This is a genomic window from Streptantibioticus cattleyicolor NRRL 8057 = DSM 46488, from assembly GCF_000240165.1.
Lineage (GTDB): Bacteria > Actinomycetota > Actinomycetes > Streptomycetales > Streptomycetaceae > Streptantibioticus > Streptantibioticus cattleyicolor.
Genome location: NC_017586.1, coordinates 5,122,003 through 5,147,274, shown reverse-complemented (window position 1 = coordinate 5,147,274; position 25,272 = coordinate 5,122,003). Strand labels below are relative to the sequence as shown.

At 74.4% G+C, this 25,272-nt stretch carries 20 protein-coding genes; 8 read left to right on the top strand and 12 right to left on the bottom strand.

Translation table 11 applies throughout. The features are described from left to right. Positions 1–84 precede the first annotated feature (84 nt). Together SCATT_RS22560 and SCATT_RS22555 are read left to right on the top strand one after the other, a co-directional pair. A complete protein-coding gene (locus tag SCATT_RS22560; protein WP_014145475.1) occupies positions 85–1,542 on the top strand; it encodes a catalase in 1,458 nt (485 codons plus the stop codon). A gap of 208 nt (positions 1,543–1,750) precedes the next feature. Beyond that, positions 1,751–2,467, top strand: coding sequence for a hypothetical protein (locus tag SCATT_RS22555; RefSeq protein ID WP_014145474.1), 717 nt, complete (start codon positions 1,751–1,753; stop codon positions 2,465–2,467). A gap of 7 nt (positions 2,468–2,474) precedes the next feature. On the opposite strand, the gene SCATT_RS22550 is transcribed toward SCATT_RS22555, so the two are convergent. The 3 genes from SCATT_RS22550 to SCATT_RS22540 all read right to left on the bottom strand — a co-directional run bounded on the left by SCATT_RS22550 (position 2,475) and on the right by SCATT_RS22540 (position 6,853). After that, positions 2,475–4,154, bottom strand: coding sequence for an AMP-binding protein (locus tag SCATT_RS22550; protein ID WP_014145473.1), 1,680 nt, complete (start codon positions 4,152–4,154; stop codon positions 2,475–2,477). A gap of 75 nt (positions 4,155–4,229) precedes the next feature. Continuing rightward, positions 4,230–5,507, bottom strand: a complete 1,278-nt coding sequence (locus tag SCATT_RS22545) for an MFS transporter (RefSeq protein ID WP_014145472.1) — start codon at positions 5,505–5,507, stop codon at positions 4,230–4,232. Then, positions 5,504–6,853 carry a GH1 family beta-glucosidase gene (locus SCATT_RS22540; RefSeq protein ID WP_014145471.1) on the bottom strand — a complete coding sequence of 450 codons (1,350 nt, stop codon included), beginning with the start codon at positions 6,851–6,853 and terminating at the stop codon, positions 5,504–5,506. Before SCATT_RS22540 ends, SCATT_RS22545 begins: the two co-directional genes overlap by 4 nt. 138 nt (positions 6,854–6,991) lie before the next feature. On the opposite strand from SCATT_RS22540, the gene SCATT_RS22535 reads away from it, so the two are divergent. Then, a complete protein-coding gene (locus SCATT_RS22535; RefSeq protein ID WP_014145470.1) occupies positions 6,992–7,618 on the top strand; it encodes a TetR/AcrR family transcriptional regulator in 627 nt (208 codons plus the stop codon). Here SCATT_RS22535 and SCATT_RS22530 read toward each other — a convergent pair. Both SCATT_RS22530 and SCATT_RS22525 read right to left on the bottom strand, forming a co-directional pair. Next, on the bottom strand, positions 7,594–9,228 hold the full coding sequence (locus SCATT_RS22530; RefSeq protein ID WP_014145469.1) for an AMP-binding protein: 1,635 nt from the start codon (positions 9,226–9,228) through the stop codon (positions 7,594–7,596). The genes SCATT_RS22535 and SCATT_RS22530 overlap by 25 nt on opposite strands. A 110-nt stretch (positions 9,229–9,338) precedes the next feature. Further along, entirely contained in the window at positions 9,339–9,926 is a 588-nt protein-coding gene (locus tag SCATT_RS22525) for a TetR/AcrR family transcriptional regulator (RefSeq protein ID WP_014145468.1), read from the bottom strand. 282 nt (positions 9,927–10,208) lie between these two features. Between SCATT_RS22525 and SCATT_RS22520 the strand changes: the two genes are divergently transcribed. Further along, positions 10,209–10,520 (top strand): SAV_915 family protein, encoded by a 312-nt coding sequence (locus tag SCATT_RS22520; RefSeq protein WP_014145467.1) that lies wholly within the window; start codon positions 10,209–10,211, stop codon positions 10,518–10,520. Between the two features lie 61 nt (positions 10,521–10,581). On the opposite strand, the gene SCATT_RS22515 is transcribed toward SCATT_RS22520, so the two are convergent. The 5 genes from SCATT_RS22515 to SCATT_RS22495 form a co-directional block, all read right to left on the bottom strand. After that, entirely contained in the window at positions 10,582–11,721 is a 1,140-nt protein-coding gene (locus SCATT_RS22515; RefSeq protein WP_014145466.1) for an XdhC family protein, read from the bottom strand. A gap of 26 nt (positions 11,722–11,747) precedes the next feature. Then, positions 11,748–13,208: an NCS2 family permease gene (locus tag SCATT_RS22510; protein ID WP_014145465.1), complete on the bottom strand. Its 1,461-nt coding sequence runs from the start codon at positions 13,206–13,208 to the stop codon at positions 11,748–11,750. A gap of 178 nt (positions 13,209–13,386) precedes the next feature. After that, a complete protein-coding gene (gene pucD, locus SCATT_RS22505; RefSeq protein ID WP_014145464.1) occupies positions 13,387–15,765 on the bottom strand; it encodes a xanthine dehydrogenase subunit D in 2,379 nt (792 codons plus the stop codon). Between the two features lie 2 nt (positions 15,766–15,767). After that, positions 15,768–16,343, bottom strand: a complete 576-nt coding sequence (locus SCATT_RS22500) for a (2Fe-2S)-binding protein (RefSeq protein WP_014145463.1) — start codon at positions 16,341–16,343, stop codon at positions 15,768–15,770. Further along, positions 16,334–17,221, bottom strand: a complete 888-nt coding sequence (locus SCATT_RS22495) for an FAD binding domain-containing protein (protein ID WP_014145462.1) — start codon at positions 17,219–17,221, stop codon at positions 16,334–16,336. Before SCATT_RS22495 ends, SCATT_RS22500 begins: the two co-directional genes overlap by 10 nt. Before the next feature lie 361 nt (positions 17,222–17,582). Between SCATT_RS22495 and SCATT_RS22490 the strand changes: the two genes are divergently transcribed. Continuing rightward, entirely contained in the window at positions 17,583–19,226 is a 1,644-nt protein-coding gene (locus SCATT_RS22490) for a PucR family transcriptional regulator (protein WP_014145461.1), read from the top strand. Positions 19,227–19,373: 147 nt separating this feature from the next. After that, positions 19,374–20,159 (top strand): hypothetical protein, encoded by a 786-nt coding sequence (locus tag SCATT_RS22485; protein WP_041825180.1) that lies wholly within the window; start codon positions 19,374–19,376, stop codon positions 20,157–20,159. A 753-nt stretch (positions 20,160–20,912) separates the two neighbouring features. On the opposite strand, the gene SCATT_RS22480 is transcribed toward SCATT_RS22485, so the two are convergent. Further along, positions 20,913–21,674, bottom strand: coding sequence for a GntR family transcriptional regulator (locus SCATT_RS22480; RefSeq protein WP_014145459.1), 762 nt, complete (start codon positions 21,672–21,674; stop codon positions 20,913–20,915). A 192-nt stretch (positions 21,675–21,866) separates the two neighbouring features. Between SCATT_RS22480 and SCATT_RS22475 the strand changes: the two genes are divergently transcribed. Both SCATT_RS22475 and SCATT_RS22470 read left to right on the top strand, forming a co-directional pair. After that, the gene (locus SCATT_RS22475; protein WP_014145458.1) at positions 21,867–22,718 is read left to right on the top strand and encodes a hypothetical protein; all 852 of its coding nucleotides are present in this window, start codon (positions 21,867–21,869) and stop codon (positions 22,716–22,718) included. 188 nt (positions 22,719–22,906) lie between these two features. Further along, on the top strand, positions 22,907–23,956 hold the full coding sequence (locus tag SCATT_RS22470; protein WP_014145457.1) for a DUF2637 domain-containing protein: 1,050 nt from the start codon (positions 22,907–22,909) through the stop codon (positions 23,954–23,956). A gap of 706 nt (positions 23,957–24,662) precedes the next feature. Here SCATT_RS22470 and SCATT_RS22465 read toward each other — a convergent pair. Beyond that, complete coding sequence (locus SCATT_RS22465) at positions 24,663–25,232, bottom strand: ATP-binding protein (protein WP_202446722.1); 570 nt, start codon at positions 25,230–25,232, stop codon at positions 24,663–24,665. Positions 25,233–25,272 lie beyond the last annotated feature (40 nt).

Here is a 25,272-nt window from a genome sequence, read left to right as displayed (position 1 = left end):
GTTGAAGCCGTTCGTAGTGTCCGGCACACGCCCCACCCGCGCAGGCTTCGCGCTCCCGCTTCGCAGAAGTAACGGAAGGTCGTCATGCCCAAGCCCACGCTGACCACCGAGTCCGGCGCCCCGGTCGCCGACAACCAGAACTCCGCCACCGCAGGCATCGGCGGCCCGCTGCTCCTCCAGGACCAGCATCTGCTGGAGAAGCTGGCCCGCTTCAACCGCGAGCGCATCCCGGAGCGGGTGGTCCACGCGCGCGGTTCCGGCGCCCACGGCCACTTCGAGGTCACCGACGACGTCACCGGCTTCACCAAGGCCGCGTTCCTGAACACCGTCGGCAAGCGCACCGAGGTCTTCCTGCGCTTCTCCACGGTGGCCGGCAACCTCGGCGCCGCCGACGCGGTGCGCGACCCGCGCGGCTTCGCGGTGAAGTTCTACACCGAGGAGGGCAACTACGACCTCGTCGGCAACAACACCCCGGTCTTCTTCATCAAGGACCCGCTGAAGTTCCCCGACTTCATCCACTCGCAGAAGCGCGACCCGTTCACCGGCATCACCGAGCCGGACAACGTCTGGGACTTCTGGGCGCACGCCCCGGAGGCCACCCACCAGATCACCTGGCTCTTCGGCGACCGCGGCATCCCGGCCTCCTACCGCCACATGGACGGCTTCGGCTCCCACACCTACCAGTGGGTCAACGAGGCCGGCGAGGCGTTCTGGGTCAAGTACCACTTCAAGACCAACCAGGGCATCCGGTGCCTGTCCACCGAGCAGGCCGCCGAGCTGGCCGGCCAGGACCCGGACAGCCACCAGCGCGACCTGGTCCAGGCGATCGAGCGCGGCGTCAAGCCCTCCTGGACGCTGTACGTGCAGCTGATGCCGGTCGCCGAGGCGGCGCAGTACCGCTTCAACCCGTTCGACCTGACCAAGGTGTGGCCGCACGCGGACTACCCGCTGCGACGGGTGGGCCGGCTGGTGCTCGACCGCAACCCGGACAACGTCTTCGCCGAGGTCGAGCAGTCCGCCTTCTCGCCCAACAACTTCGTGCCCGGCATCGGCCCCTCCCCGGACAAGATGCTCCAGGGCCGGCTCTTCGCCTACGCCGACGCCCACCGCTACCGGCTCGGCGTCAACCACACCCAGCTGCCGGTCAACGCGCCGAAGGCGACCGAGGCCAACAACTACGGCCGCGACGGCCTCATGGCGCTCAACCCGCAGGGCCGGGGCGCCAAGAACTACGAGCCCAACTCCTACGACGGCCCGGTGGAGACCGGCCGCCCGCTCTTCGCGCCGCTGGAGGTCTCCGGCCACACCGGCACCCACGCCACCCCGCAGCACACCAAGGACGACGACTTCTTCCAGGCCGGCGAGTTGTACCGGCTGATGTCCGCGGAGGAGAGGTCCCGGCTCGTCGCCAACATCGCCGGGAGCCTGGCGCAGGTGACCCGGGACGACGTGATCGAGGCCAACCTCGCCCACTTCCACGCCGCCGACCCGGAGTACGGCAAGCGCGTGGAGGCCGCCGTCCGCGAGCTGCGTGAGAGCTGAGGCGGGCACCCGGACCCGTCCGCGTCGCACTTTCTCTTCTGAGGGGTGGAGACAGCAACGGCGCGGACGTGACGAGGGCCCGGAGGCAGCCGCCTCCGGGCCCTTCCGTCCTCCCCGCGCGTGTCCGTTTCCCGGGGTGACCGCGGTGGCCCGTGGCAGCATGGAGTACGTAAGCCACCGGTTGCGGTTCGATCCGTCGGGAGTCGCCATGGCCGAGAGCGTGCCCGTACGCTGCCCGGCGTGCCGCCGTGAGCACGCGTTCACCCCGCCGGTCTTCCCGTGCCCGTGCGGCGCCCCGCTGACGGTGCCGGTGCTGCGCGGCGGGGTGCCGACCCGGATCGAGCAGCGCACCTGGCGGGGTTCGTGGGTCCGGCTGCGCTGCCCGGCGTGCGGGCGCGCCGACGACTGGCCCCAGCCCGAACTCGGCTGCTCCTGCGGCACGGTGCTGCGCGTCCCGGTGGACACCGGCGCCCCGCGTCCGGCCGGGCCGAAGGGCGGCGGGGCGCGGCGGAAGGCCACCGCCGCGGCCCCGGTGCGTCCGCCGTTCACCCCGGTCACCATCCGCACCGCCCGGGACGCGGTGACGGCCGCCGCCCAGTATCTGCGGTGGCTGGGGTTCACCGGTATCCGCGAGGCGGAGGACCGCGCGGCCACCGGGGTCGATCTGCGCGGCGACCGGGTGCTCGGCCAGGTGGACCCCAGCACCCGGCCCACCCCGCCGCGTCCGGTGGAGACGCTCTGGCTCAACTGCCTCAACGAGGATCGGCCGGGCGCCTTCTTCTCGCTGGCCGGCTACACCCACCCGGCCCGGCTCCGCGCCGACCGGCTGGGCATACCGCTGTTCGTGATGGACCTCACCGGCACCCCGCAGCCGGTCAACGACGCCGCCGACGACCTCATCGGCGGCCCGCCCACCACGACCTGACGTATCGTCAGCTCAACTCGTCCTCCCGGAAGAGCGCCCCCGCGGCCTGGCCCGACGCGGTGCGCTCACGCAGCGCGATCCGGCGGATCTTGCCCGAGACGGTCTTGGGCAGCTCGGTGAACTCCAGCACCCGCACCCGCTTGTAGGGGGCGAGCACGGCCCGGGAGTGCTCGAAGATCGCCTTGGCGGTGGCCGCGTCCGGCTCCCACCCGTCGGCCAGCACCACGTACGCCTTGGGCACCGACAGCCGCAGCGGGTCCGGCGCCGGCACCACGGCGGCCTCGGCCACCGCGGGGTGCTCCAGCAGCGCGCTCTCCAGCTCGAACGGGGAGATCTTGTAGTCGGAGGACTTGAAGACGTCGTCGCTCCGGCCGATGTAGGTCACGTAGCCCTCCTCGTCCACCGCGCCGATGTCACCGGTGTGGTAGTGGCCGTCCCGGGTGACCTCGGCGGTGCGGTCGGCGTCGCCCTCGTACCCGGCCATCAGCCCCACCGGGCGCGCCGCGAGGTCCAGGCAGATCTCGCCCTCGTCGGCCGGGGCGCCGGTGACCGGGTCGAGCAGGGTGACGGCGAACCCGGGCACCGGGCGCCCCATCGACCCGGGCTTGAGCGGCTGGCCCGGGGTGTTGGCCACCTGCACGGTGGTCTCGGTCTGCCCGAAGCCGTCCCGGATGGTGACCCCCCAGGCCCGCCGGACATGCTCGATGACCTCCGGGTTGAGCGGTTCGCCGGCCGCGACCACCTCGCGCGGCGGCGTCGCCAGCCGGGTCAGGTCGGCCTGGATCAACATCCGCCACACCGTGGGCGGCGCGCAGAAGCCGGTCACCCCGGCCCGGTCCATCTCGGCCATCAGCCGGGCCGGGTCGAACCGGGTGTAGTTGTGCACGAAGACCGTCGCCTCGGCGTTCCACGGGGCGAACAGGCTGCTCCAGGCGTGCTTGGCCCAGCCGGGCGAGGAGATGTTGAGGTGGGTGTCGCCGGGGCGCAGCCCGATCCAGTACATCGTCGACAAGTGGCCCACCGGGTACGACAGATGGGTGTGCGCCACCAGCTTGGGCAGCGCGGTGGTGCCCGAGGTGAAGTAGAGCATCAGCAGGTCGTCGCCGCGGGTGGGCCCGTCCGGGGTGAACGCCTCCCCCGCGGTGTGGGCGTCCTCGTAGGCGAGCCACCCCTGCGGGGCGCCGCCGACCGCGATACGGGTGTAGTCGCCGGGCACCGAGGCGAACTTGGCGGTGTCCGCGGCGCGCACGATGACGTGGCGGGCCCGGCCGCGGGCGACCCGGTCGGCGAGGTCGGCGGCGCCCAGCAGCGGGGTGGCCGGGATCACCACCGCGCGCAGCTTCATCGCGGCGAGCGCGGTGAGCCACAACTCGCTCTGGTTGCCGAGCATCACCACGATCCGGTCGCCGGCCCGCACGCCCCGGGCGCGCAGCCAGCCGGCCACCCGGTCGGAGCGCTCGGACAGTTCGGCGAAGGAGTGGCGGGTCTCGGTGCCGTCCTCCTCGGCGATCCACAGCGCCGTGCGGTCGTTGCCCTCGGCGATCCGGTCGAACCAGTCCAGCGCCCAGTTGAAGTGCTCGGGCCGGGGCCAGCGGAAGCCGTCGTAGGCCGCCCGGTAGTCCGTCCGGTGCCGGAGCAGGAAGTCCCGGGCGGCCCGGAACTCCTCGGTCGCCGCGCTGTGCGCCATGTGCCCTCCTCGTCGCGCCTGGGTGTCACATCCTGGCGTGCCGGGACGGTCGGCCACCAGTCCCGTCCCCGAGCGTCACGCCACGTCACGGATCCGGCGGACCAGTACCCCGGCGGCGAGGGTGACCAGGGCGGCCAGCGTGTACAGGCCGGTGTAGCCGCCGGCGTGGGCGAGGACGGGGGCGGCGAGGGCCGGGGCGAGCACCTGGGGCGCGGAGTTGGCGATGTTGATCACCCCGAGGTCCTTGGCGCGGTCGGCGGCGGCCGGCAGCACCTGGGTGATGAGCGCCTGGTCGACGGCGAGGTAGACGCCGAACCCGGCGCCGAGCACGGCCGCCGCGGTGACCGCGGCCGGCCAGGTGTGCACCAGCGCCAGCAGCAGCGCGGCGGCGGCCATCACGGCGCAGGCGAGCACCACCGGCGCGCGGCGGCGCCCGGTGCGGTCGGAGACGAGGCCGGCCGGGACCGCGGCGAGCGCGGCGGCCAGCGTGTAGACCGCGGTGAGCACCAGCACCCCGTCGTCCGGGTGGGGCCGGTGGACGGCGTCGGTGAGGTAGTACAGCAGGTACAGGGTGCCGAACGCGTTGCCGAGGTTGATCAGGAACCGGGTCAGGAAGGCCCAGCCGAAGTCGGGGTGGCGGCGCGGCGAGACCCACAGCGCGGCCGGGCGCAGCGGCCCGGGGAGCGCCCGGCGCGGCGGCACCGGTTCGCGGAAGCCGAGGACGTACGGCAGCGCCAGCGCCACGGTCACCGCGGCGGTGAGCAGGTAGCCGGCGACCACGCCGGAGACCGCCTGGCTGACCAGCGCGGCGCCCACCACCAGCCCGGCCGACTGGCTGATCCCGGTCCAGCCGGAGACCACCGCCCGCCGGGCGACCGGCACCTGGTCGGCCACCGGCGCGGTGACGGCGGCGAGCATGGCGTTGAGCCCGGTCTGCGCCAGGCACCAGCCGGCCGCGATGCCGGGGACGGTGTGCTGGACCGCGGTGAGCAGCAGCCCGGCGGCGCCGGCCAGGGCGCCGCCCAGGATCCAGGGGCGGCGCCGGCCGAAGCGTGAGGCGGTCCGGTCGCTGAGGGCGCCGAAGAGGGGGTTGGCGACCATGGCCACCCCGGCGCCGGCCCCGGTGACCCAGGAGAGCGCGGTGGTCTTGGCGGCCGGGTCGGCGGCGGCCAGTTGCAGCGGCAGCAGGATCTGGATGGGGGTGAGGAAGGCCATGAAGACGGCGAGGGTGGCCAGGCTCAGCGCGGCCGTCCAGGCGGCGGAGACCGGCGCGGCCGGTTCCGTCCCCGGGTCCGTTCCCGGCCCCGGCCCCGGGTCCTCGCCGGCCTCCCGGGGAAGGTGAGCCTGTGTCATGTCCGTCGGCCGCGGTGGGCGGCGACCAGGTCGCGGTACCAGTGGTAGGAGGCCTTGGGGGTGCGTTCCTGGGTGGCGTGGTCGACGTGGACCAGGCCGAAGCGCTGGTGGTAGCCCTCGGCCCACTCGAAGTTGTCGGTGAGGGTCCACACGAAGTAGCCGCGCACGTCGGCGCCGGCCGCCACCGCCTCGGCGACCGCGCGCACGTGGCCGTCGAGGAAGGCGATGCGCTCGGGGTCGTCGGTGCCGGGGTACGAGCAGCCGTTCTCGGTGACGGTCAGCGGCGGCAGCGCGTCGCCGTAGGTACGGGTGAGCCCGAGCAGCAGGTCGCGCAAGGCCTCCGGGACCACCGGCCAGTCGAACGCGGTACGGGCCACCCCGGGCTGCGGCGCCTCCTCGAACGGCAGCGGCGAGCCCACCTCCGGGGCGCGGACCACGGTGGGGTTGTAGTAGTTGATCCCCAGCCCGTCCAGCGGGGCGGAGATCACCGCGAGGTCGCCGTCGCGCACCGCGCCGCCGAGGTCGCCGGTGACCCCGTAGGCCGTCAGGTCCGGGTAACGGCCCAGCAGCAGCGGGTCGTTGAAGAGCCGGTTGTGCAGCGCGTCGTAGGCGTCGGCGGCGGCCCGGTCGGCGGGCGCGTCGGTGGCCGCCGACACCGGGGTGCAGTTGTTGGCGACGAGCACCCGTCCGCCGGCCTCGCGCAGCGCGGCGGCGGCCAGCCCGTGGCCGAGCAGTTGGTGGTGGGCGGCGGGCAGCGCGTCCAGCATCAGGGCGTGGCCGGGGGCGTGGTTGCCCAGCGCGTAGCCGAAGACCATGTGGACGAAGGGCTCGTTGAGGGTGATCCAGTCGCGGACCCGGTCGCCGAGGCGGGCGGCGACCACGGCCGCGTACTCGGCGAAGCGGTGGGCGGTGTCGCGCAGCAGCCAGCCGCCGGGGGCGCCGTCCGGCGTGGTCTCCAGCGCCTGCGGCAGGTCCCAGTGGTAGAGCGTGGGCAGCGGGGTGATCCCGGCCGCGAGCAGGGCGTCGGTGAGCCGGTCGTAGAAGTCGAGGCCGGCCGGGTTGACCGGGCCGCCCCCGGCGGGCAGCACCCGGGGCCAGGCGATGGAGAACCGGTAGGCGTCCACCCCGAGGCCGGACAGCAGGGCGACGTCCTGCGGCCAGCGCTGGTAGTGGTCGCAGGCGGTCTCGGCGGTGTGCCCGTCGCGCACCGCGCCGGGGCGGGCGGCGAACGTGTCCCACACGCTGGGGCCGCGGCCGTCGGCGGTGGTGGCCCCTTCGATCTGGTAGGCCGAGGAGGAGACGCCCCACACGAAGTCGGAGGGGAGCGTCGGCAGTGGTCGCGGCACCCGGACACCCTTCGCCGCGGGGTCGTCCGGCGACCCCGAACGGAAAACATGAGCCGCGCTCATGATAACGATTCGCGAGGGGAACACCAGATCGTGCACAGTGGGGAGGTGACAGATTCCAGCGGGAGCTTCCCGGCCGTGGCGGGCGCGCTGCGTCGCCGGCCCGTGCAGCGGCGCAGCCTCGAACGTTTCGAACGCATCCTGGACGCCAGCGCCCGGCTGCTGGACGAGGCGGGGTACTCGGCGCTGACCACCCGGGAGGTGGCCCGCCGCGCCGGGGTGCCGATCGGCACCCTCTACCAGTTCTTCGCCGGCAAGGACGGGCTGGTGGCCGCGCTCGCCGCGCGCAACCTGGAGCGCTACCTGGACCGGCTCGCCCGCCGGATCGAGGCCGAGGCGCCCACCGTGGTGGCCGCCCTGGTCGACCTGGCGGTCGAGGAGTTCGTCGCCATGAAGCGCTCGGTGCCCGGCTTCGGGGTGCTCGACTTCGGGCTCGTCGGCCCCCCGGGCAGCCACGCCGAGCAGCACATCCTCGACGCCGTCCAGGACAACAACGCCGCCGTGGCGGAGCGGCTGCGCACGCTCACCGCGGGGCTGCTCAGCGACGGCGAGCGGTTCGCCTCCCCGCTCGCCCTGCGGGTCGCCCTGGAGTGCGCCGACGCCGTGCTCCAACTCGCCTTCCGCACCGACCCCGAGGGCGACCCGGAGCTGATCGCCGAGTGCAAGCGGGTGCTCCGCCGCTACCTTGCGCCGGGCCCGGAGTGATCCGGGCCGGCGAACCGCTCCCGCAGCTCCACCTTGCGCACCTTGCCGCTGACCGTCATCGGGAAGGAGTCCAGCACCCACAGCAGCCGCGGGATCTTGAAGTGGGCGAGCCGGCCGCGGCAGTGGGCGGTGACCTCTTCCAAGGTGGGCGGGTCGGCCGGGTCGCGGGGGATCACGCAGGCCAGCACCTCCTCCCCGTACCGCTCGTCGGGGACGCCGACCACCTGCACGTCGGCGATCTTGGGGTGGGTGTGCAGGAACTCCTCGATCTCGCGCGGGTAGACGTTCTCGCCGCCCCGGATGATCATGTCCTTGATGCGTCCGGTGATGGTGAGGTAGCCGTCCTCGCGCATCACCGCCAGGTCGCCGGTGTGCATCCAGCCGTCGCCGTCGATCACCTCGGCGGTGCGTTCGGGGTCCTCCCAGTAGCCGAGCATCACCGAGTAGCCGCGGGTGCGCAGCTCCCCCGGAACCCCGCGCGGCACCGTCTCGCCGGTGACCGGGTCGGCCACCCGGACCTCCAGGTGCGGCAGCACCCGGCCGACGGTGGCGGTGCGCCGCTCCAGGTCGTCGTCGCGCCGGGTCTGGGTGGACACCGGTGAGGTCTCGGTCATCCCGTAGCAGATCGCCACTTCCGCCATGTGCATCTCGCCGACCACCCGCTTCATCACCTCCACCGGGCACGGCGACCCCGCCATGATCCCGGTGCGCAGCGACGACAGGTCGTACCCGGCGAAGTCCGGCAGCCCGAGTTCGGCGATGAACATCGTGGGCACCCCGTACAGCGCGGTGCACCCCTCGTCCCGTACCGCGCGCAGCGTGGCGGCCGGGTCGAAGACCGGGGCCGGGATCACCACGCAGGCGCCGTGCGAGGTGGCGGCGAGGTTTCCCATCACCATGCCGAAGCAGTGGTAGAAGGGCACCGGCAGACAGACCCGGTCGGCCTCGGTGTACCCCAGCAACTCCCCCACGAAGTAACCGTTGTTGAGGATGTTGCGGTGCGAGAGAGTAGCGCCTTTGGGGAAGCCGGTGGTGCCCGAGGTGTACTGGATGTTGACCGGCTCCCGGCAGTCCAGCGCGGCCTGCGCCGCGGCCGTCCGGTCCGCGGGCACCGTCTCGCCGGCCGCCAGCAGCTCCCGCCAGCCGGCCGTACCGATGTGCACGGTGTGCCGCAGCCCCGGGCACTCCTCGCGCACCGCCGCCGCCATCGCCACGTAGTCGCTGCTCTTGTACGCGGTCGAGGCGATCAGCAGCGACACCCCCGACTGCCGCAACACGTACCCGAGTTCATGGGTGCGGTAGGCGGGGTTGACGTTGACGAGCACGGCGCCGATCCGGGCGGTGGCGTACTGGGTGAAGACCCATTCGGGGCAGTTGACGGCCCAGATGCCGACCCGGTCGCCCTTGGTGACGCCGTACGCGAGCAGGGCGCGGGCGAGCCGGTCGACCTCGGCGGCGAAGCCCGCGTAGCTCCAGCGGCGTCCGGTGGCCGCGTCCACCAGGGCGGGGCGGTCGGGCCAGGCGGCGACCGCGCGGTCCAGGTTGCGCCCGATGGTGTCGTCCAGCAGTGGTGTGGTCCCGGTACCGGCGGCATACGAAAGGTCGGTCACCCGTGGTCCTCCTCGCCCGTCGTCGGCGCCGTACGACGGCCGTGCGGCGCCCGAGGCGGCCATCGTGCGACGGATCACGGTGCCGGCACCACCCCGCGGTGACGGCCGGGTCAGTCGGCCTCCAGGGTGGCGCGCAGCGCCGGGGTGAGCGCCGCGACCACCTCGTCCCGGCTGAGGGCGGCCACCTCCGGCAGGCGTACCAGGTAGCGGGTGACGGCCAGGCCCAGCAGGTGGCCGGCGAGGAGCGCGGCCCGCCGCACACCCTCCTCGGGACCGAGCACGGCGGTGAGCGCGGGGACCACCTGGGCGGCGAAGACCGCCCGCAGCCGTTCCGCCGCGCGCTCGTTGGTGACCGCCGAACGCAGCAGCATCAGCAGCGTGTCGTGGGTGGGGCCGGCCTCCCAGCGGTCCAGGAAGAGCCCGACGAGGACGGCGGCCAGCTCGTCCCGGCCGGTCCCGGAGAGATCCGGCAGCCGCAGGTCGACCGCGAGCGCGGCCTCGAAGAGCCGCTCCTTGCTGCCGAAGTAGCGCATCACCATCGACGGGTCGATACGCGCGTCGGCGGCCACCGCCCGGATGGTGGTGCGCTCGTAGCCCTGGGTGGCGAACCGTTCCCGCGCGGCGTCCAGGATCGCGGCGCGGGTCCGGTCCGAGCGGCGCGGCGCGCCGTCCCCGGCCGCGGTGTGGGGTGACGACATGCCAACGAGTGTAGGCAACAGCTGCTGGCATGCCTGTGGCGGAGCCCGGTTGTCCAGAGTGCCTAGGGCGAGCCGAGCTGACGTGAGGCTGGGGGTCGTGCCCGAGGAACGAGGGCGCGGCACCCGGCCGTAGCGGAAGCGAGGCGGAGCCCGGTTGTCCAGAGTGTGAACAAAGCGCGGGGACCGGTGCGACGGGGCCGTGCAGCGGGCATGAGGCCGGGCGGAGGAACCGTCCGGCCCCGGCCGGGCTGCCGAGGCCATGTCATCGAGGAGGCGACGCCGATGGAAGCGTTACCGTCATCCGGGCCCGAGGACGCCGGGGGCGTCCGGCCCGCCGAGTGCTCGCTGTACGTTCCGGTGCGCCCCGGGCGCGCGGCCACCGCGCTGCGGATCTGCCGTACCCCGCAGGGCGTGCGCACCGTGGTCGCCTTCACCAGCCGGCACCGGCTCGCCGACGCGTTCGGCCCCGGCCAGCCGTGGATCCGGCTGGGCACGCCGGCGTTGCGGGCGCTGGCCGAGCCGCTCGGGGTGCACGAGGTGACCATCGACCCGAGGTTCAGCGTGGACGCGGACCCGGGCGTTCCGGTGGGGTGAACCGGGCCGGGTGAGGGCCTCGGGCGGCGCGGGGGTGAGGCCGCCCGGGGCCGTCGGGCCGTCAGGCCGCCGGGCAGACCCCGATCGCCGCGTCGTGGTGGATGGGGGTGCCGGAACCGGTCAGCGGCAGCCCGGAGCCGCCGCGGCGGGCGGCGACGATCTCGGCGGCGATCGACAGCGCCGTCTCCTCCGGGGTCCGGGCGCCCAGGTCGAGGCCGATCGGCGAGCGCAGCCGGGCCAGTTCCATCTCGGTGACGCCGGCCTCCCGCAGCTTGTCCAGCCGGTCCAGGTGGGTGCGGCGGGAGCCCATGGCGCCCACGTAGGCGACGGGAAGCTTCAGCGCGCGTTGCAGCAGCGGGACGTCGAACTTGGCGTCGTGGGTGAGGACGCAGAGCACCGCGCGGCCGTCCAGCCGCTGGCGTTCCAGGTAGCGGTGGGGCCACTCCACGACGACCTCGTCGGCCTCGGGGAAGCGGGCCGGGGTGGCGAAGACCGGCCGGGCGTCGCAGAGCGTGACCCGGTAGCCGAGGAACTTCCCGATCCGCACCAGGGCGCCGGCGAAGTCGATCGCCCCGAAGACCAGCATCCGCGGCGGCGGCACGCTCGACTCCACCAGCAGCGTCACCGGCTCGCCGCAGGTGGTGCCGTCCGCCCCGATCCGCACGGTGCCGGTGCGTCCGGCGTCCAGCATGGCGCGGGCCTGGCCGCGTACCGTGCGGTCCAGCCCGGGGTCGCCGAAGCCGCCCTCGGCGGTGCCGTCGGCGGTGACGGTCATGGCCCGGCCGAGCAGTCCGGGCGGGCCGGCGGCCACCCGGGCCGCCGCGGCGGGTTCCCCCGTCGCGGCGGCGGCCAGGGCGCGGACCAGTTCGGGCCGGGTGGCCGGGTCGATCCGCTCCACGAGGATGTCGATCACGCCGCCGCAGGTCAGGCCGACGGCGAAGGCGTCCTCGTCGGAGTAGCCGAAGCGCTGGAGCACCGGTTCGGCGGATGCCCCGGCGGCCAGCACCTCCTGGCACAGCTCGTAGACCGCGCCCTCCACGCACCCGCCGGAGACGCTGCCGACGGCGGCCCCGTCGGAGTCGACGGCGAGCGCCGCGCCGGGCTGCCGTGGCGCGCTGCCGTCCACCGTGACCACGGTGGCGACGGCGAACGGCCGCCCGCGCTTCGACCAGCGGTGCAACTCGTCGGCGATGTCCAGCATGGGTGTCACTCCTCCAGGGGCGTCCCTCAGTGGACGCCCAGCCAGCTCTGCAGTGGATGCAGCGCGAAGTAGACGATGAAGACGACGGACAGGACCCACATGAAGGCACCGGGCTCGCGCCACTTGCCCTGCGCGAGCTTGATCGCGCAGAAGGAGATGACGCCCGCCCCGACCCCCGGGGTGATCGAGTAGGTGAACGGCATCAGCGCCACGGTCAGGAAGACCGGGATCCCGATCGAGCGGTCGCCCCAGTCGACGTGCCGTGCATTACCCATCATCATCGATCCGATGACGACGAGCGCGGCGGCGGCCACGCTGGTCGGCACGATCGACATGACCGGCGTGAAGAACAGCGCGCAGGCGAAGAGCACCCCGGTCACCACGCTGGACAGCCCGGTGCGGGCGCCCTCGGCGACCCCGGTGGCCGACTCGATGAAGACCGTCTGGCCGGAGCCGCCGACCACCCCGCCGATCGCGCCGCCGGCGCCGTCGATGAGGAGCGCCTTGCTCAGCCCGGGCATCCGGCCCTGCTTGTCGGCGAGGCCCGCCTCGGTGCCGACGCCGATGATGGTGGCCATCGCGTCGAAGAAGCCGGCCAGCACCAGGGTGAAGACGATCATGGCGACCGTCATGTAGCCGACCTGGCCGAAGCCGCCGAACTCGACGTGGCCGAAGAGCGAGAAGTCCGGCATGGACAGCGGGTTGTGCGGCAGCTGGGGCACGTTGAGCCCCCAGTCGGCGGCCTTGGTCAACCCGGCCGCCTGGACGATCACCGCCAGCACGGTGCCGCCGACGATGCCCAGCAGCACGGCGCCGCGTACGTTGCGGGCCTGGAGCATGAAGATCGCCACCAGGGTGACGCAGAAGACCAGGACCGGCCACCCCTGAAGGTGGCCGCCGACCCCGAGGGTGACCGGGTCGGAGGGGGTGCCGAGCCCGACGAACTTGGCGTTGACCAGCCCGATGACGGCGATGAACAGGCCGATGCCGATGGTGATGCCGTGCTTGAGCGGCAGGGGGATGGCGTTCATGATCGCCTCGCGCAGCCCGGAGACGACCAGCACCACGATCACCAGGCCGTAGATGACGCTCATGCCCATCGCCTGCGGCCAGGTCATGCGGGTGGCGACCTGGGTGGACATCACGCCGGCCACGCTCAGGCCGGCCGCGAGCGCCAGCGGCACCTTGCCCACGAAGCCCATCAGCAGCGTGGTCACCGCGCCGCCCAGCGCGGTGGCGGTGATCAGCGCCGAGTGCGGCATCCGGTGGCCGGCGACGTCCGCGCCGCCGATCAGCACCGGGTTGAGCAGCAGGATGTAGGCCATCGCCATGAAGGTCGTCAGACCTCCGCGCACTTCCTGGCCGATGGTGGAGCGGCGTCGCGTGATGTGGAAGTACCGGTCGAGCCAGCCTCTTCCGGCCGGGGGACGCGAGCCGTCGCCGGCGTCCTCCGCGGCCGTGACCGGCTCGACGTGTGACTGGGTCATGGTGCCAACTCCCAAGGTTCAAAGGGGCACCCGCGGCGCGTGTGACGCGGGATTTGGGAATGCGGTGGCCTGCACGACCCGGGGGACGGCCCGAGACGAACGGGTACTGCGCCCGGCGGTGGGGGCCGCCGGGACCGGGCGGCGGGGGGCTCCCCCGCCGCCCGGGACCGGTGCCGGATCAGGTACCGGTGAGGTGTTCCGGCCGGACGGGGACGCGCTTGAGGGCGAGCCCGGTGGCCGCGCGGATGGCGGCGACCACGGCCGGGGTGGAGGAGAGCGTCGGCGCCTCGCCGATGCCGCGCAGCCCGTACGGGGCGTGGTCGTCGGCGAGTTCGAGGTAGTCGACCGGGATGGTGGGGGTGTCCAGGATGGTGGGGATCAGGTAGTCGGTGAAGGAGGGGTTGCGCACCTTGCCGTCGGTGACCACGATCTCCTCCATCACCGCCAGCCCCAGCCCCTGGGTGGTGCCGCCCTGGATCTGGCCGACCACCGACAGCGGGTTGAGCGCCTTGCCGACGTCCTGGGCGCAGGCCAGCTCCACGACCTTGACCAGGCCCAGCTCGGTGTCGACCTCCACCACCGCGCGGTGGGCGGCGAAGGAGTACTGGACGTGGCCCTGGCCCTGCCCGGTGACCAGGTCGAACGCCTCGGTCGGGCGGTGCCGCCACTCAAGCTCCAGGTCGACCGCCTCGTCGCCGAGGACGTCCACCAGGTCGGCGAGGACCTCGCCGCCGTCGGTGACCACCTTGCCGCCCTCCAGCAGCAGTTCGGCGGTGGCCCACGCCGGGTGGTGGCTGCCGAACCTGCGGCGGCCCAGCTCCAGCACCTTCTCCCGCACCGCCTCGCAGGCGTGCTTGACCGCGCCGCCGGTGACGTACGTCTGGCGGGAGGCGGAGGTGGAGCCGGCCGAGCCGACCCGGGTGTCGGCGGGGTGGATGGTCACCTGGGTGACGCCGAGTTCGGTGCGGGCGATCTGGGCGTGCACGGTGACCCCGCCCTGGCCCACCTCGGCCATCGCGGTGTGCACGGTGGCCACCGGCTCGCCGGCGATCACCTCCATGCGCACCCGGGCGGTGGAGTAGTCGTCGAACCCCTCGGAGAAGCCGACGTTCTTGATGCCGACCGCGTAGCCGACGCCGCGGACCACGCCCTCGCCGTGCGTGGTGTTGGACAGCCCGCCGGGCAGCGCGCGGACGTCGGCGGAGCTGCCCGCCGCCTCCCACTGCCTCTCCGGCGGCAGCGGCATCGCCTTGACCCTGCGCAGCAGTTCGGCCACGGGCGCGGGAGAGTCCACGACCTGCCCGGTGGGCATCACCGTCCCCTGCGACATGGCGTTGCGCTGCCGGAACTCCACCGGGTCCATGCCGAGCGCCGCGGCGACCTTGTCCATCTGCGCCTCGTAGGCGAAGCACGCCTGCACCGCGCCGAAGCCGCGCATGGCGCCGCACGGCGGGTTGTTGGTGTACAGCGCGATCGCCTCGATCTCCACGTCGTCGACGACGTAGGGGCCGACCGAGAGCGAGGAGGCGTTGCCGACCACGGCCGGGGAGGCGGAGGCGTAGGCGCCGCCGTCCAGCACGATCCGGCACTTCATGTGGGTGAGCTTGCCGTCCTTGGTGGCACCGTGCTCGTACCACAGCTTGGCGGGGTGGCGGTGGACGTGGCCGAAGAAGGACTCGAACCGGTTGTAGACCATCTTGACGGGCTTGCCGGTGCGCAGCGCCAGCAGGCACGCGTGGATCTGCATCGACAGGTCCTCACGGCCGCCGAAGGCGCCGCCGACCCCGGAGAGCGTCATGCGGACCTTCTGCGGCGGCAGCCCGAGCACCGGGGCGATCTGCCGCAGGTCGGAGTGGAGCCACTGGGTGGCGACGTACAGGTCCACCCCGCCGTCCTCGGCGGGCACCGCCAGCCCCGACTCCGGGCCGAGGAACGCCTGGTCCTGCATGCCGACCTCGTACTCGCCGGTGACGACGACGTCGGCGCGCCGGGCCGCCGCGGTCACGTCGCCGCGGACGATCGGCTGGCGGTGGACGATGTTGGGGTGCGGGACGTGGCCGGCGTGGTGGTCGTCGCGGCCGGGGTGGAGGACGGGGGCGTCCGGGGCGAGGGCGGTGGCCTCGTCGGTGACGAGCGGCAGCGGCTCGTACTCCACGTGGATCTTGGCGGCGGCGCGCCGGGCGGTCTCCGGGTGGTCGGCGGCGACCAGGGCCACCGGTTCGCCGTGGTGGCGCACCACGCCGTCGGCGAGCACCGGGGTGTCGGCGAACTCCAGCCCGTAGCGGGTGGCGTGCTCCAGGTCGTCGTGGGTGAGGACGGCGTGGACCCCGGGCAGGGCGAGCGCCTCGGCGATGTCGACGGAGACGATCCTGGCGTGCGGGTGGGTGCTGCGCAGCGTGTGGCCCCACAGCATGTCCTCGTGCCACAGGTCCGAGGAGTAGGCGAACTCGCCGGTGACCTTCAAGGTGCCGTCCGGGCGCAGCGTGGACTCGCCGATGCCGCCCTTGGCGGTGCTGCCCTGGGTGAGGTTGACCGGGGTGCGGGTCACGTCGGCCATGGTCAGGCCCCCGTTCCGGCGGTGGTGGCGCCGCGGGCGGCGGCCAGGCGTACCGCGTCCAGGATCTTCTCGTAGCCGGTGCAGCGGCACAGGTTGCCGGAGAGCGCCTCGCGGATGTCGGCGTCGGTGGGCTCGGGGTTGTGTTCCAGCAGTTCGTCGGCGGCGACCAGCAGTCCGGGGGTGCAGAAGCCGCACTGTACGGCGCCGGCGTCGATGAACGCCTGCTGGATCGGGGCGAGGGCGCCGGGGTCGCCGTCGGCCGGGCGGGCCTGCCAGCTCCTGGCCGTGTCCAGCGGGACGCCCTCGCCGCCGGTGCCCTCGGCGCGCTGCCGGGCGTGGTCGGCCAGCCCCTCGACGGTGACGACGTCGCGGCCCTGCGCCTGGCCGGCGGCGACCAGGCAGGAGCAGACCGGCACGCCGTCCAGACGGACCGTGCACGAGCCGCACTCGCCCTGCTCGCAGGCGTTCTTGGAGCCGGGCAGGCCGAGCCGTTCGCGCAGCACGTACAGCAGGGACTCGCCCTCCCAGACGTCGTCGGCCTGCTGTTCGCGGCCGTTGACGGTGAAGGTCACGCGCATCGGATGTTCCTCTCGTTCCCGCGGTACTCGTCCCAGGTCCAGCCGAGCGTGCGGCGGGCCAGTACGCCGAGGGCGTGCCGGCGGTAGGCGGCGGTGCCGCGCACGTCGTCGATGGGGTTGGCGGCGCCGGCCACCAGCTCGGCGAAGTGCCGGGCGGTCGCCGGCGGGATGATCTTGCCGTTCTCCCAGAAGCCGCCCTCCTCCAGCGCCGCGTTCAAGAACTCCTCGGCGGCGGTGGCGCGGATCGGGGTGGGGGCGGCGGACCCGATGCCGGTGCGGACGGTACGGGTCTTCGGGTGCAGCGCGATGCCGAACGCGCAGACCGCGATCACCATGGCGTTGCGGGTGCCGACCTTGGAGAACTGCTGGGGTCCGTCGGCCTTGGGCAGGTGGACGGCGCGGATCAGCTCGTCGGGGGCGAGGCAGTTGCGCTTGACGCCGGTGTAGAACTCGTCGATCGGGATCAGCCGGGTGCCGCGCACCGAGGCCGCCTCGACCTGGCAGCCGCCGGCCAGCAGCGCGGGGTGGGCGTCACCGGCCGGCGAGGCGGTGCCGAGGTTGCCGCCGACCCCGCCGCGGTTGCGGATCTGCGGGGAGGCGACGGTGTGGGCGGCGAGCGCCAGCCCGGGCAGTTCGGAGCGCAGGTTCTCGATGATGCGGGTGTACGGGACCGAGGCGCCCAGGCGTACGGTCTCGTCCCCCACCTCCCACTCCTGCAACTCACCGATGCGGTTGAGGTCGAGCAGCACGTCTGGCCGGCGGTGGTCGAAGTTGATCTCGACCATCACGTCGGTGCCGCCCGCGATCGGCACGGCCGTGGGGTGCTCGGCCTTCGCGGCGAGCGCCTCCTCCCAGCCGGCGGGGCGCAGGAAGTCCATGGGGATCTCTTCTCGGATGTCTCGGTGCTCGGGTGATGCGGACAGCGAGGGGATTTGTCGGTGAGGGGGTTTGTCGGTGAGGGGGTTTCTCGGTGAGGGTGGTGCGGCGGGCGGACGCGGCGGGGCGGGCCGTTCATTCCGTGTTCACCTTGTGAGCCTCAGTACACCGACGACCGGTGGGCGGGGTGCAGTCACCGAAACCATGAAGCGCTTGGCTGGCCGGCCGGGTGACCTTGTAGATTCATCTGAAAGGCGAGGTGGCGGCCGTTCGCGCGTTGACCCGGCACCTGGCGAAGGAACGGAAGACGGGCGCGCCGCCGGCCCACCGGCACCGGTGGCGCGCTCAGACAGGGCGACAACGATGCGGCTGCGCACACTGCTGGAGACCGAGGCCCTTGGCCTGCGGCTGCTCGGCGGCGAGAACGAGTTGGACCGTACGGTCCGCGGGGTGATGACCACCGATCTGCGGGACCCCAGCCGGTACCTGTCCGGGGGCGAGCTGGTGCTCACCGGGCTGGCCTGGCGGCGCGGCCCGGAGGACTCCGAGCCGTTCGTGCGCCGGGTGGCCGGTGCCGGGGTGGCCGCGCTGGCGGCGGGCGAGGCGGAGCTGGGCGGCATCCCCGAGGACCTGGTGCAGGCGTGCGCGCGCCACCGGCTGCCGCTGTTCGCGGTGGACGAGAAGGTCGCCTTCGCCACCATCACCGAGTACGTGGTGCGCCAGGTCTCCACCGAGCGGGCCGGCGACCTGGCGGCGGTGGTGGAGCGGCACCGCAGGCTGATGTCCTCCGGCCCGGCCGGCGGCGGCCCGGACGCGGTGCTCGATCTGCTCGTCACCGATCTGGACCTGCGGGCCTGGGTGCTCTCCTCGACCGGCCGGCGGATCGCCGGGGTGGCGGCGGAGCTGCCGGAGGCGGTCCGCGCCGAGCTGGCCGGGGAGCACCTGGCGGCCTCCCGTACCGCCCGCCCGGCGCCGTACCGCGCCCAGGCGGCCGGACGCGTCTACTCGCTCTTCCCGATCGGGCGTGCCGCGGCGGATCCGCGCACCACCTTGCTGGCCGACTGGCTGCTGGTGGTCGAGGCGGACGCCGGTGACTGGCCGGCCGAACGGCTCGATCTGCTCCAGGGGGTCACCCAGCTGATCGCGGTGGAGCGGGAGCGGCAGGACGCGGCGGGGGCGGTGCGGCGCCGCCTCGCCCAGGAGGTGCTGGAGCTGGTGCAGGCGGGGGCGCCGCCGGCCGAGGTGGCGGCGCGGCTGCGGGTGGCCGCCCCGGTGCTGCTGCCGGGTGCCGGGACCGCGCCGCACTGGCAGGTGGTGGTGGCCCGGGTGGACTGGGCCGGCGGCGAGGTGGCTGGCGGTCCGGTGGCGCAGGCGCTGCTGGAGGAGATCCTGGTCGATCCGGCCGCCGTGGGGGCCGACCCCGGGGACCGGATCGCGGTGGCGCACAGCGGGGACGAGGCGATGGCGCTGCTGCCGCTGCCCGCGGTGAGCGACGAGGAGGGTGCGGCGGACGGGCTCCACGCCGACGGGCTGCTGCGTTCGGCCGCGGGGCCGCTGGCCCGCGGGCTGGGCGAGGACGGGCGACTGACCGTGGGGGTCAGCGCCACGGTGCACTCCGCGGAGGGGCTGCGCGGGGCGCTGGAGGAGGCCCGGCACGCCCGCCGGGTGGCCGCGGCCCGCCCCGGCCGGGTCTGCGTGGCCGGCCACGAGGAGCTGGCGTCGCACGTGCTGCTGCTGCCGTTCGTCCCGGACGACGTGCGGCGGGCGTTCACCGCGCGGCTGCTGGACCCGCTGCGCGCCTACGACCGCCGGCACCGCGCCGAGCTGATCCCCACCCTGGAGGCGTTCCTGGACTGCGACGGCTCCTGGACCCGTTGCGCCACCCGGCTCCATCTGCACGTCAACACGTTGCGCTACCGCATCGGCCGGATCGAACAGCTCACCGGGCGCGACCTGTCCCGGCTGGAGGACAAGGTCGACTTCTTCCTGGCGCTGCGGATAAGCTGAGGGATCACAACGCCGCCGTGAAGTCAAGACCGCACTGACCCGCGACTTTGTGAATTGTTTCACCTACCTCTTGGCCGCCGCCCTTGCCGCGTGCTGAACTTCCGGCTACCGACGACGCGGCGGGAGGGGATCGTGGGGGACGCCTCCATGGCGGAGACCGGTGAGGTGGACGAGGCCGGGGGTGGCGGGCCCACGGTCACCGGGCCCTACGACGACCCGCCGGCGGTGTGGCGGCTGCGGTCCCGGGGCTGCTGGACGGAGGCGGCCGGGCTGCTGGCCGGCGGCGGCGCGGCCCACCCCGACACCGCGCTGCGCCGGGCCGCGCTGCTGATCGAACGCTGCCTGTTCACCGCGGACGGCTGGGCCGAGGCCGAGGACGCGCTGCGCACCGCCGAGGCGCTCGCCCGCACCGACGGCGAACGCGGCCGGGCGGCCTGCGAGCGCGGTCACCTCGCGTACGCCTCGACGGTCCTCGGGGTACGCGACCGGGCCGACGAGGCGCGCTCCGCGCTGGGCCGGGGGGCGGCGCTGATCCCGCCGGGGGCGCGGGACCGCGCGCTGCTGGACTTCCGGCGCGGGCTCATCGCCGAGAACCTCGCCGGCGACCCGGCCGGCGCCCGGCTCGCCTACCGCCGGGCCCACGCGGGCGCCACCGCCTACGGCGACCGGCTGCTGTGCTCCTTCACCCGCCGCCACCTCGCCGGCCTGGCACTACGCGCCGGCGAACTCGCCGAGGCCAGGCTCGGCTTCACCGAATCCCTGCGCCTGCGCGAGGAACTCGGCTACCTCATCGGCATGCCGCCCTCCCTCCTCTCCCTCGCCGAGGTCGAACAGGACCCCGAAGCCACCCGCCTCCGCGCCGAAGCCACCCGCCTCTTCCGCCTCCTCGGCGGCCTCCCGGTCTGGCTCTCCCGGCCCCTGGGCGAGGAGTGATGCCCCGCCCGGCGGGCCGGGCGAGCCGGGAAGCGGCCGGCTTCGGGCACCGGTGGCCGCCGGGCGGCGAGGGGCCGGGACGCGCGGCGAGCCGGGGCGCACGCCGGCTCCGGGGCCGTGACGGTGAGGCCGCCGGGCGGCGAGATGCCTGGGCGGGCCGGTGAGCCGGAGGGCGACGCCGGTGGCCGCCGCTGACGAGAGGCCCCAGCCAGAAGGGGGCGCCCTCGGAGCGGGGACACCGGGCCGACCCGGTCGCCGGGAACCGTCGGCTTCAGGCACCGGGCCGAGGCGCGCGGCGAACCCGCGGGCGCCCTGGAAGTGCTCGCGGTTCCACGGCGGAGGGCCCGTCCGGGCCCGGGAAGCGGCCGGCTTCGGACGCCGGTGGCCGCCGGGCGGCGAGGGGCCCCGGGGCAGCCAAGGCGACACCCGCGGAGCGCGGAACACAACGCGATACCGATGCCGTCGAGCGCCGGACTCGGCGAGGACACCGGGCCGACCCGGTCAGCCGCGAGCCGTCGGCTTCAGGCACCGGGCCGAGGCGCGCGGCGAACCCGCGGGCGCCCTGGCAGTGCTCGCGGTTCCACGGCGGAGGGCCCGTCCGGGCCCGGGAAGCAGCCGGCTTCGGGCACCGGGCCGGGGCGCGCGGCCGACCCGCTGGCGCGTTGACGCCTGTGGGGCGGATCGCGGTGCGACGTGGGGTGTGGCCAGCCGCCGGGCTCGGCGCGGGTCCCCGCCGGGCGGGACGGGTGGGGGTCAGCTCCAGGCGCCGTGGAAGTGTTCGCGGACCAGGGATTCGATGACGGGGAGGTCGCCGGCGGCGAGGGCGTCGAGGAGGACGGCGTGTTCGGTGGCGTCGGCGAGGAGTTCGGCGGCGCGGGTGCGGCGGGCGGGGACGGGCCACTGGGAGCGGCGGTGCAACTCCTCGGCGATGCGGACGAGTTGGGCGTTGCCGGCGAGGGCGAGCACGGCGCCGTGGAAGGCGCGGTCGGCCTCGGCGTAGGCGGCCCGGTCGCCCTCGGCCGCCGCCGCCACCGACGCCTCGGCGAGCGGCCGGAGTTCCTGCCAGCGCTGCGCGGGGACGGTACGGGCGAGCCGGAGCATCACCGGCACCTCGATCAGCGCGCGGACCTCGGCGAGTTCGGCGAGGTCGCGGGGGCTGCGTTCGGCCACCCGGAAGCCCCGGTTGTGCACCACCTCCACCGCGCCCTCGCGGACGAGCTGCTGCATCGCCTCGCGCACCGGGGTGGCCGAGACCCCGAAGCGGTCGGCGAGCGCGGGCGCCGAGTAGACCGTGCCGGGCGACAGCTCCCCGTCCACCAGGGCGTCGCGCAGCGCGGCGAGCACCTGGTCGCGTATCGAGTGGCGTTCCGGCAGCCGCCGGGCGGCGTCGGCCTCGGACGCCTCGGGGTACCCGTCGTACGACCGGGCCGACCCCTGGGCGGGGACGCACGGGCGGGCCGGGCCGCCGGTCGCGCGCGGCTGCCTGCGTTCTTCCACCGGTTCCACCGGGACCACCGGTTCCTTCCTCCGTCTGCGTAGCGTCCGGCCCCCGCGTCCGTCCGTCCGGGCATGCCCCGTACGGGCGAATGCCCCCTATTTCATCACCCGGTGCGTCCAGCCCCGCGCGCCGGAACCGGTGAGGCTGGGTAAGGTAAGGCTTCCCTCGCCTGATCTTGTTCCCGCTCGCGTGCTGAGGATGGTCCCGCCATGCCCGTGGCCGCCCGCCTGTCCCCGTCGCCGTTGGACGCCGCCTACCGCCGTCTCGCCCGGGTCACCGGGGTGCGGGTGATCCGCTCGCCGGAGGCGCCGCCGACCGGGGACGGCTGGCTCCGCGGGGACTCGCTGGCCGCGGGCGGCGCGGCACCGGCCGCCGTTTCGGCCGCGGAGGCGGAACGGCTGCTGCGCGACCACGGCCGCCCCGCCCGCCCGGACGTGGCGGCCGGGCTCGCCCTGCACCGCTACGCCTGGCCCGCCTGCCTGCTGTTCACGGTGCCGTGGTTCTGGCACCGCAGGGTGCCGTGGCTCGCCCCGGGCGACGTGGCCGTGCACCGGGACGCCGGACGGGTGGCGGTGCGCCCGGGGCCCTTCGCCTGCCTGCCCGGCGATCCGGCGGCCGGGCTGCCCGGGGCCCGCCCGGTGGCCGGCGAGGCCGCGTTGCGGGAGGCGTTGCGGGAGGCGGTGGCGGCCCATCTCGGCCCGGTGATCGAGGCGTTCCGGCCGTACACCCGGCGCGGCCGGCGGGCGTTGTGGGGCATGGCGTGCGACGAGATCGCCGAGGGGCTGTGGTACGTCGCCGGGCTGGCGGGCGAGGCGGACCGGGCGGCGGCCGAGTTGTCCGCGCTGCTGCCCGGGGACACCCCGCCGTACCCGGGCGGGGCCGGTTTCCGGGTACCGGAAGCGGAACCGGAACCGGAGGCCGGGCTTCCTGGCGGTGCGGCGCTCACCCGGGACCGGATCTCGTGCTGCCTGTTCTACACCGTGCTCCCCTCCGCGTCGTGCACGCGGTGCCCGCGGGGCGCGGACGCGGACCGCGCGCCCCGGGTGGCGGCGGGCGCCTGAACCCCCGGCGGATCCGCACGCGTTTTCCCCTCTTCGTACATGTTTTCCAACGTTACCCACACATGGGTTTGTCTTGTTCGGAAACGCCCTCGGACGGCCCATGCGTTCGCCAGGATGGCCCGCAACGCGGCACGGGGCGCACCCCGTCGGCCGCGCCCGGACACGGCACGTGACCCCGAGGGACCGCGATGAGACTCAACGACATAACGCTCACCTGGACGCTCTCGCTCGCCGTGGGCCTGGCGGTGCCGACCGCGGCCGGGGTGCTGATGGTCCGCAACCGCCGCGCCAGGGCGACCGGTTCGCAGCAGGTGGATTCCTGGGAGCGCGGCGAGGAACGCCGCCGTCACAAGGAACTCGTCTACGGCAGCGCCGGATACGTCCTGCTGTTCTGCTGTGCCGCGGTGGCGGCGGCGCTCTCCTTCCACGGGCTGGTCGGCTTCGGCCGGCAGAACCTCGGGCTCGGCGGCGGCTGGGAGTACCTGGTGCCGTTCGGGCTGGACGGCGCCGCGATGTTCTGCTCGGTGCTGGCGGTGCGCGAGGCCAGCCACGGTGACGCGGCGCTCGGCTCGCGGCTGCTGGTGTGGACGTTCGCGGGCGCTTCGGCGTGGTTCAACTGGGTGCACGCGCCACGGGGTTTCGGCCACGCCGGGGCACCGGAGTTCTTCGCCGGGATGTCGATGTCGGCGGCCGTGCTCTTCGACCGGGCCCTCAAGCAGACCCGCCGGGCCGCGTTGCGGGAGCAGGGACTCGTACCGCGTCCGCTGCCCCAGATCCGTATGGTGCGCTGGCTGCGCGCGCCCCGGGAGACCTACCGGGCCTGGTCGCTGATGCTGCTGGAGAACGTCCGCACGCTGGACGAGGCGGTCGAGGAGGTCCGCGAGGACCGGCGCGAGCGGCGCCGCAACCGGCTGCGGCGGCGCGACCACGACCGGCTGGAACGCGCCCGCATCAAGGCGCTCACCCGGGGCAACCGCGGCTGGGGCCGGGCACGCGGCGCCCGGCAGGTCGGGATCGCCGGCCCGGCCTCCACCACGGCCGGGGCCAAGGTCGAGGTCGGGGAGCCCGCGATAACCCCGCCCACCCGCCCCGCCCTGGGCCTCGTCCCCGGCACCCCCGAAGAACCCCCGCCCCCTCCCTCCACCCTCGACCTCACCGCCGAGGACGCCACCATCCCCCTCCCCCGGCTCGACTCCCTGGAGGCCAAACTCAAGGACCTGGAACGCCAGTTGGGCTAACCTCCCGATGAGCTCGCCGGGCGGCGCCCCCGGGGTTCGCGGGGTAACCCCGACCACACGAGCACGACCGGGCCCCCGTACCCGCCCAACCCCACGGGGGCCCGGCCACTGGGCCCAACCCGAGCCCGCGCACGAAACCCCAACCTGCGGACGCGCCCCGGCCGAAGGCCGCGAGCCCGGATCCTCCAGACGTGAGCCCGCCGCCAGGACGCAAGTCCAGCCCAACGGACGCGGCCCGACCCCACGGGCATGGCACCGCCACGGGCATGGCACCGCCACGGGCATGGCTCCGCCACGGGAGGCACCCCCAGCCGTACGGGCCGCGAGCCCGACGAGCCCACGGGCGCCAGCCCGACCCCACAGGCGGCGAACCCGACCCTACGGGCGGCAAGCCCAACCCCACGGGCGGGAGCCCGACGCAACGGGCGCCAGCCCGACCCAACAGGAGCAAGCCCGACGCAACGGATACGGCCCCGACCCAACGAGCGGCGAGCCCGGCCCCCACGAGCGCCAGCCCGACCTCACAGCCGCGAGCCCACCCCCACGGGCGCAACCCTCAACCCCACGGGCCGGAGCCCACCCCCACGGGCACAAGCCCTACCCCACGGGCACAAGCCCCACCCCACGGGCGCCAGCCCGTCGCAACGGGGCGCCGGCCGGGGCTACGTGGGGGCACCGCGCCGCACGCCGCTGCGCGGCGGGCGGATCAGACCGCTTCGGCGGTCAGCTCGAACCACACCGTCTTCCCCGCGTCCTGCGGGCGCACCCCCCACGTGTCGGCGAGCGCCTCGACGAGCAGCAGGCCGCGTCCGGAGGAGGACTGCTCGCTCGGGTGGCGCACGGCCGGCCGGTGGGCGGTGAAGTCGCGCACCTCCACCCGCAGCCGGTGGTCGGCGTCCGAGGTGAGGGTGGCGGTCAGGATCGCGCCGTGACCGGTGTGGACCAGTGCGTTGGTGACGATCTCGCTGGTCAGCAGTTCCGCGGTGTCGATGAGTGTGGGCACCCCCCAGCGGCCCAGTTGTTCCCGCAGCAGCCGGCGGACCTCGGCGACCGCGGGCAGGTCGGCGTGTCTGAGGTGGTGCTTGATCTCCTGGGTGCGCCGGTTGTGCCGGGGCGACGGAATCGCCCCCTTGCGCGCGGCCCCCTGCGTACCCGCTACGTCCGTTCTCTCCGCCCTCTTGGCCGTGCGCCGGTCGCGCTCCCCCGGCCGACGGCCCACCGAGTCCGTTTCCGCCCCCGCCACCAGTCCCCCTTCGAACGGCGTCGCGGAATGCATGCCCACCGCCTCACGGTCCACTCCCCGGCTCACCCTCCCG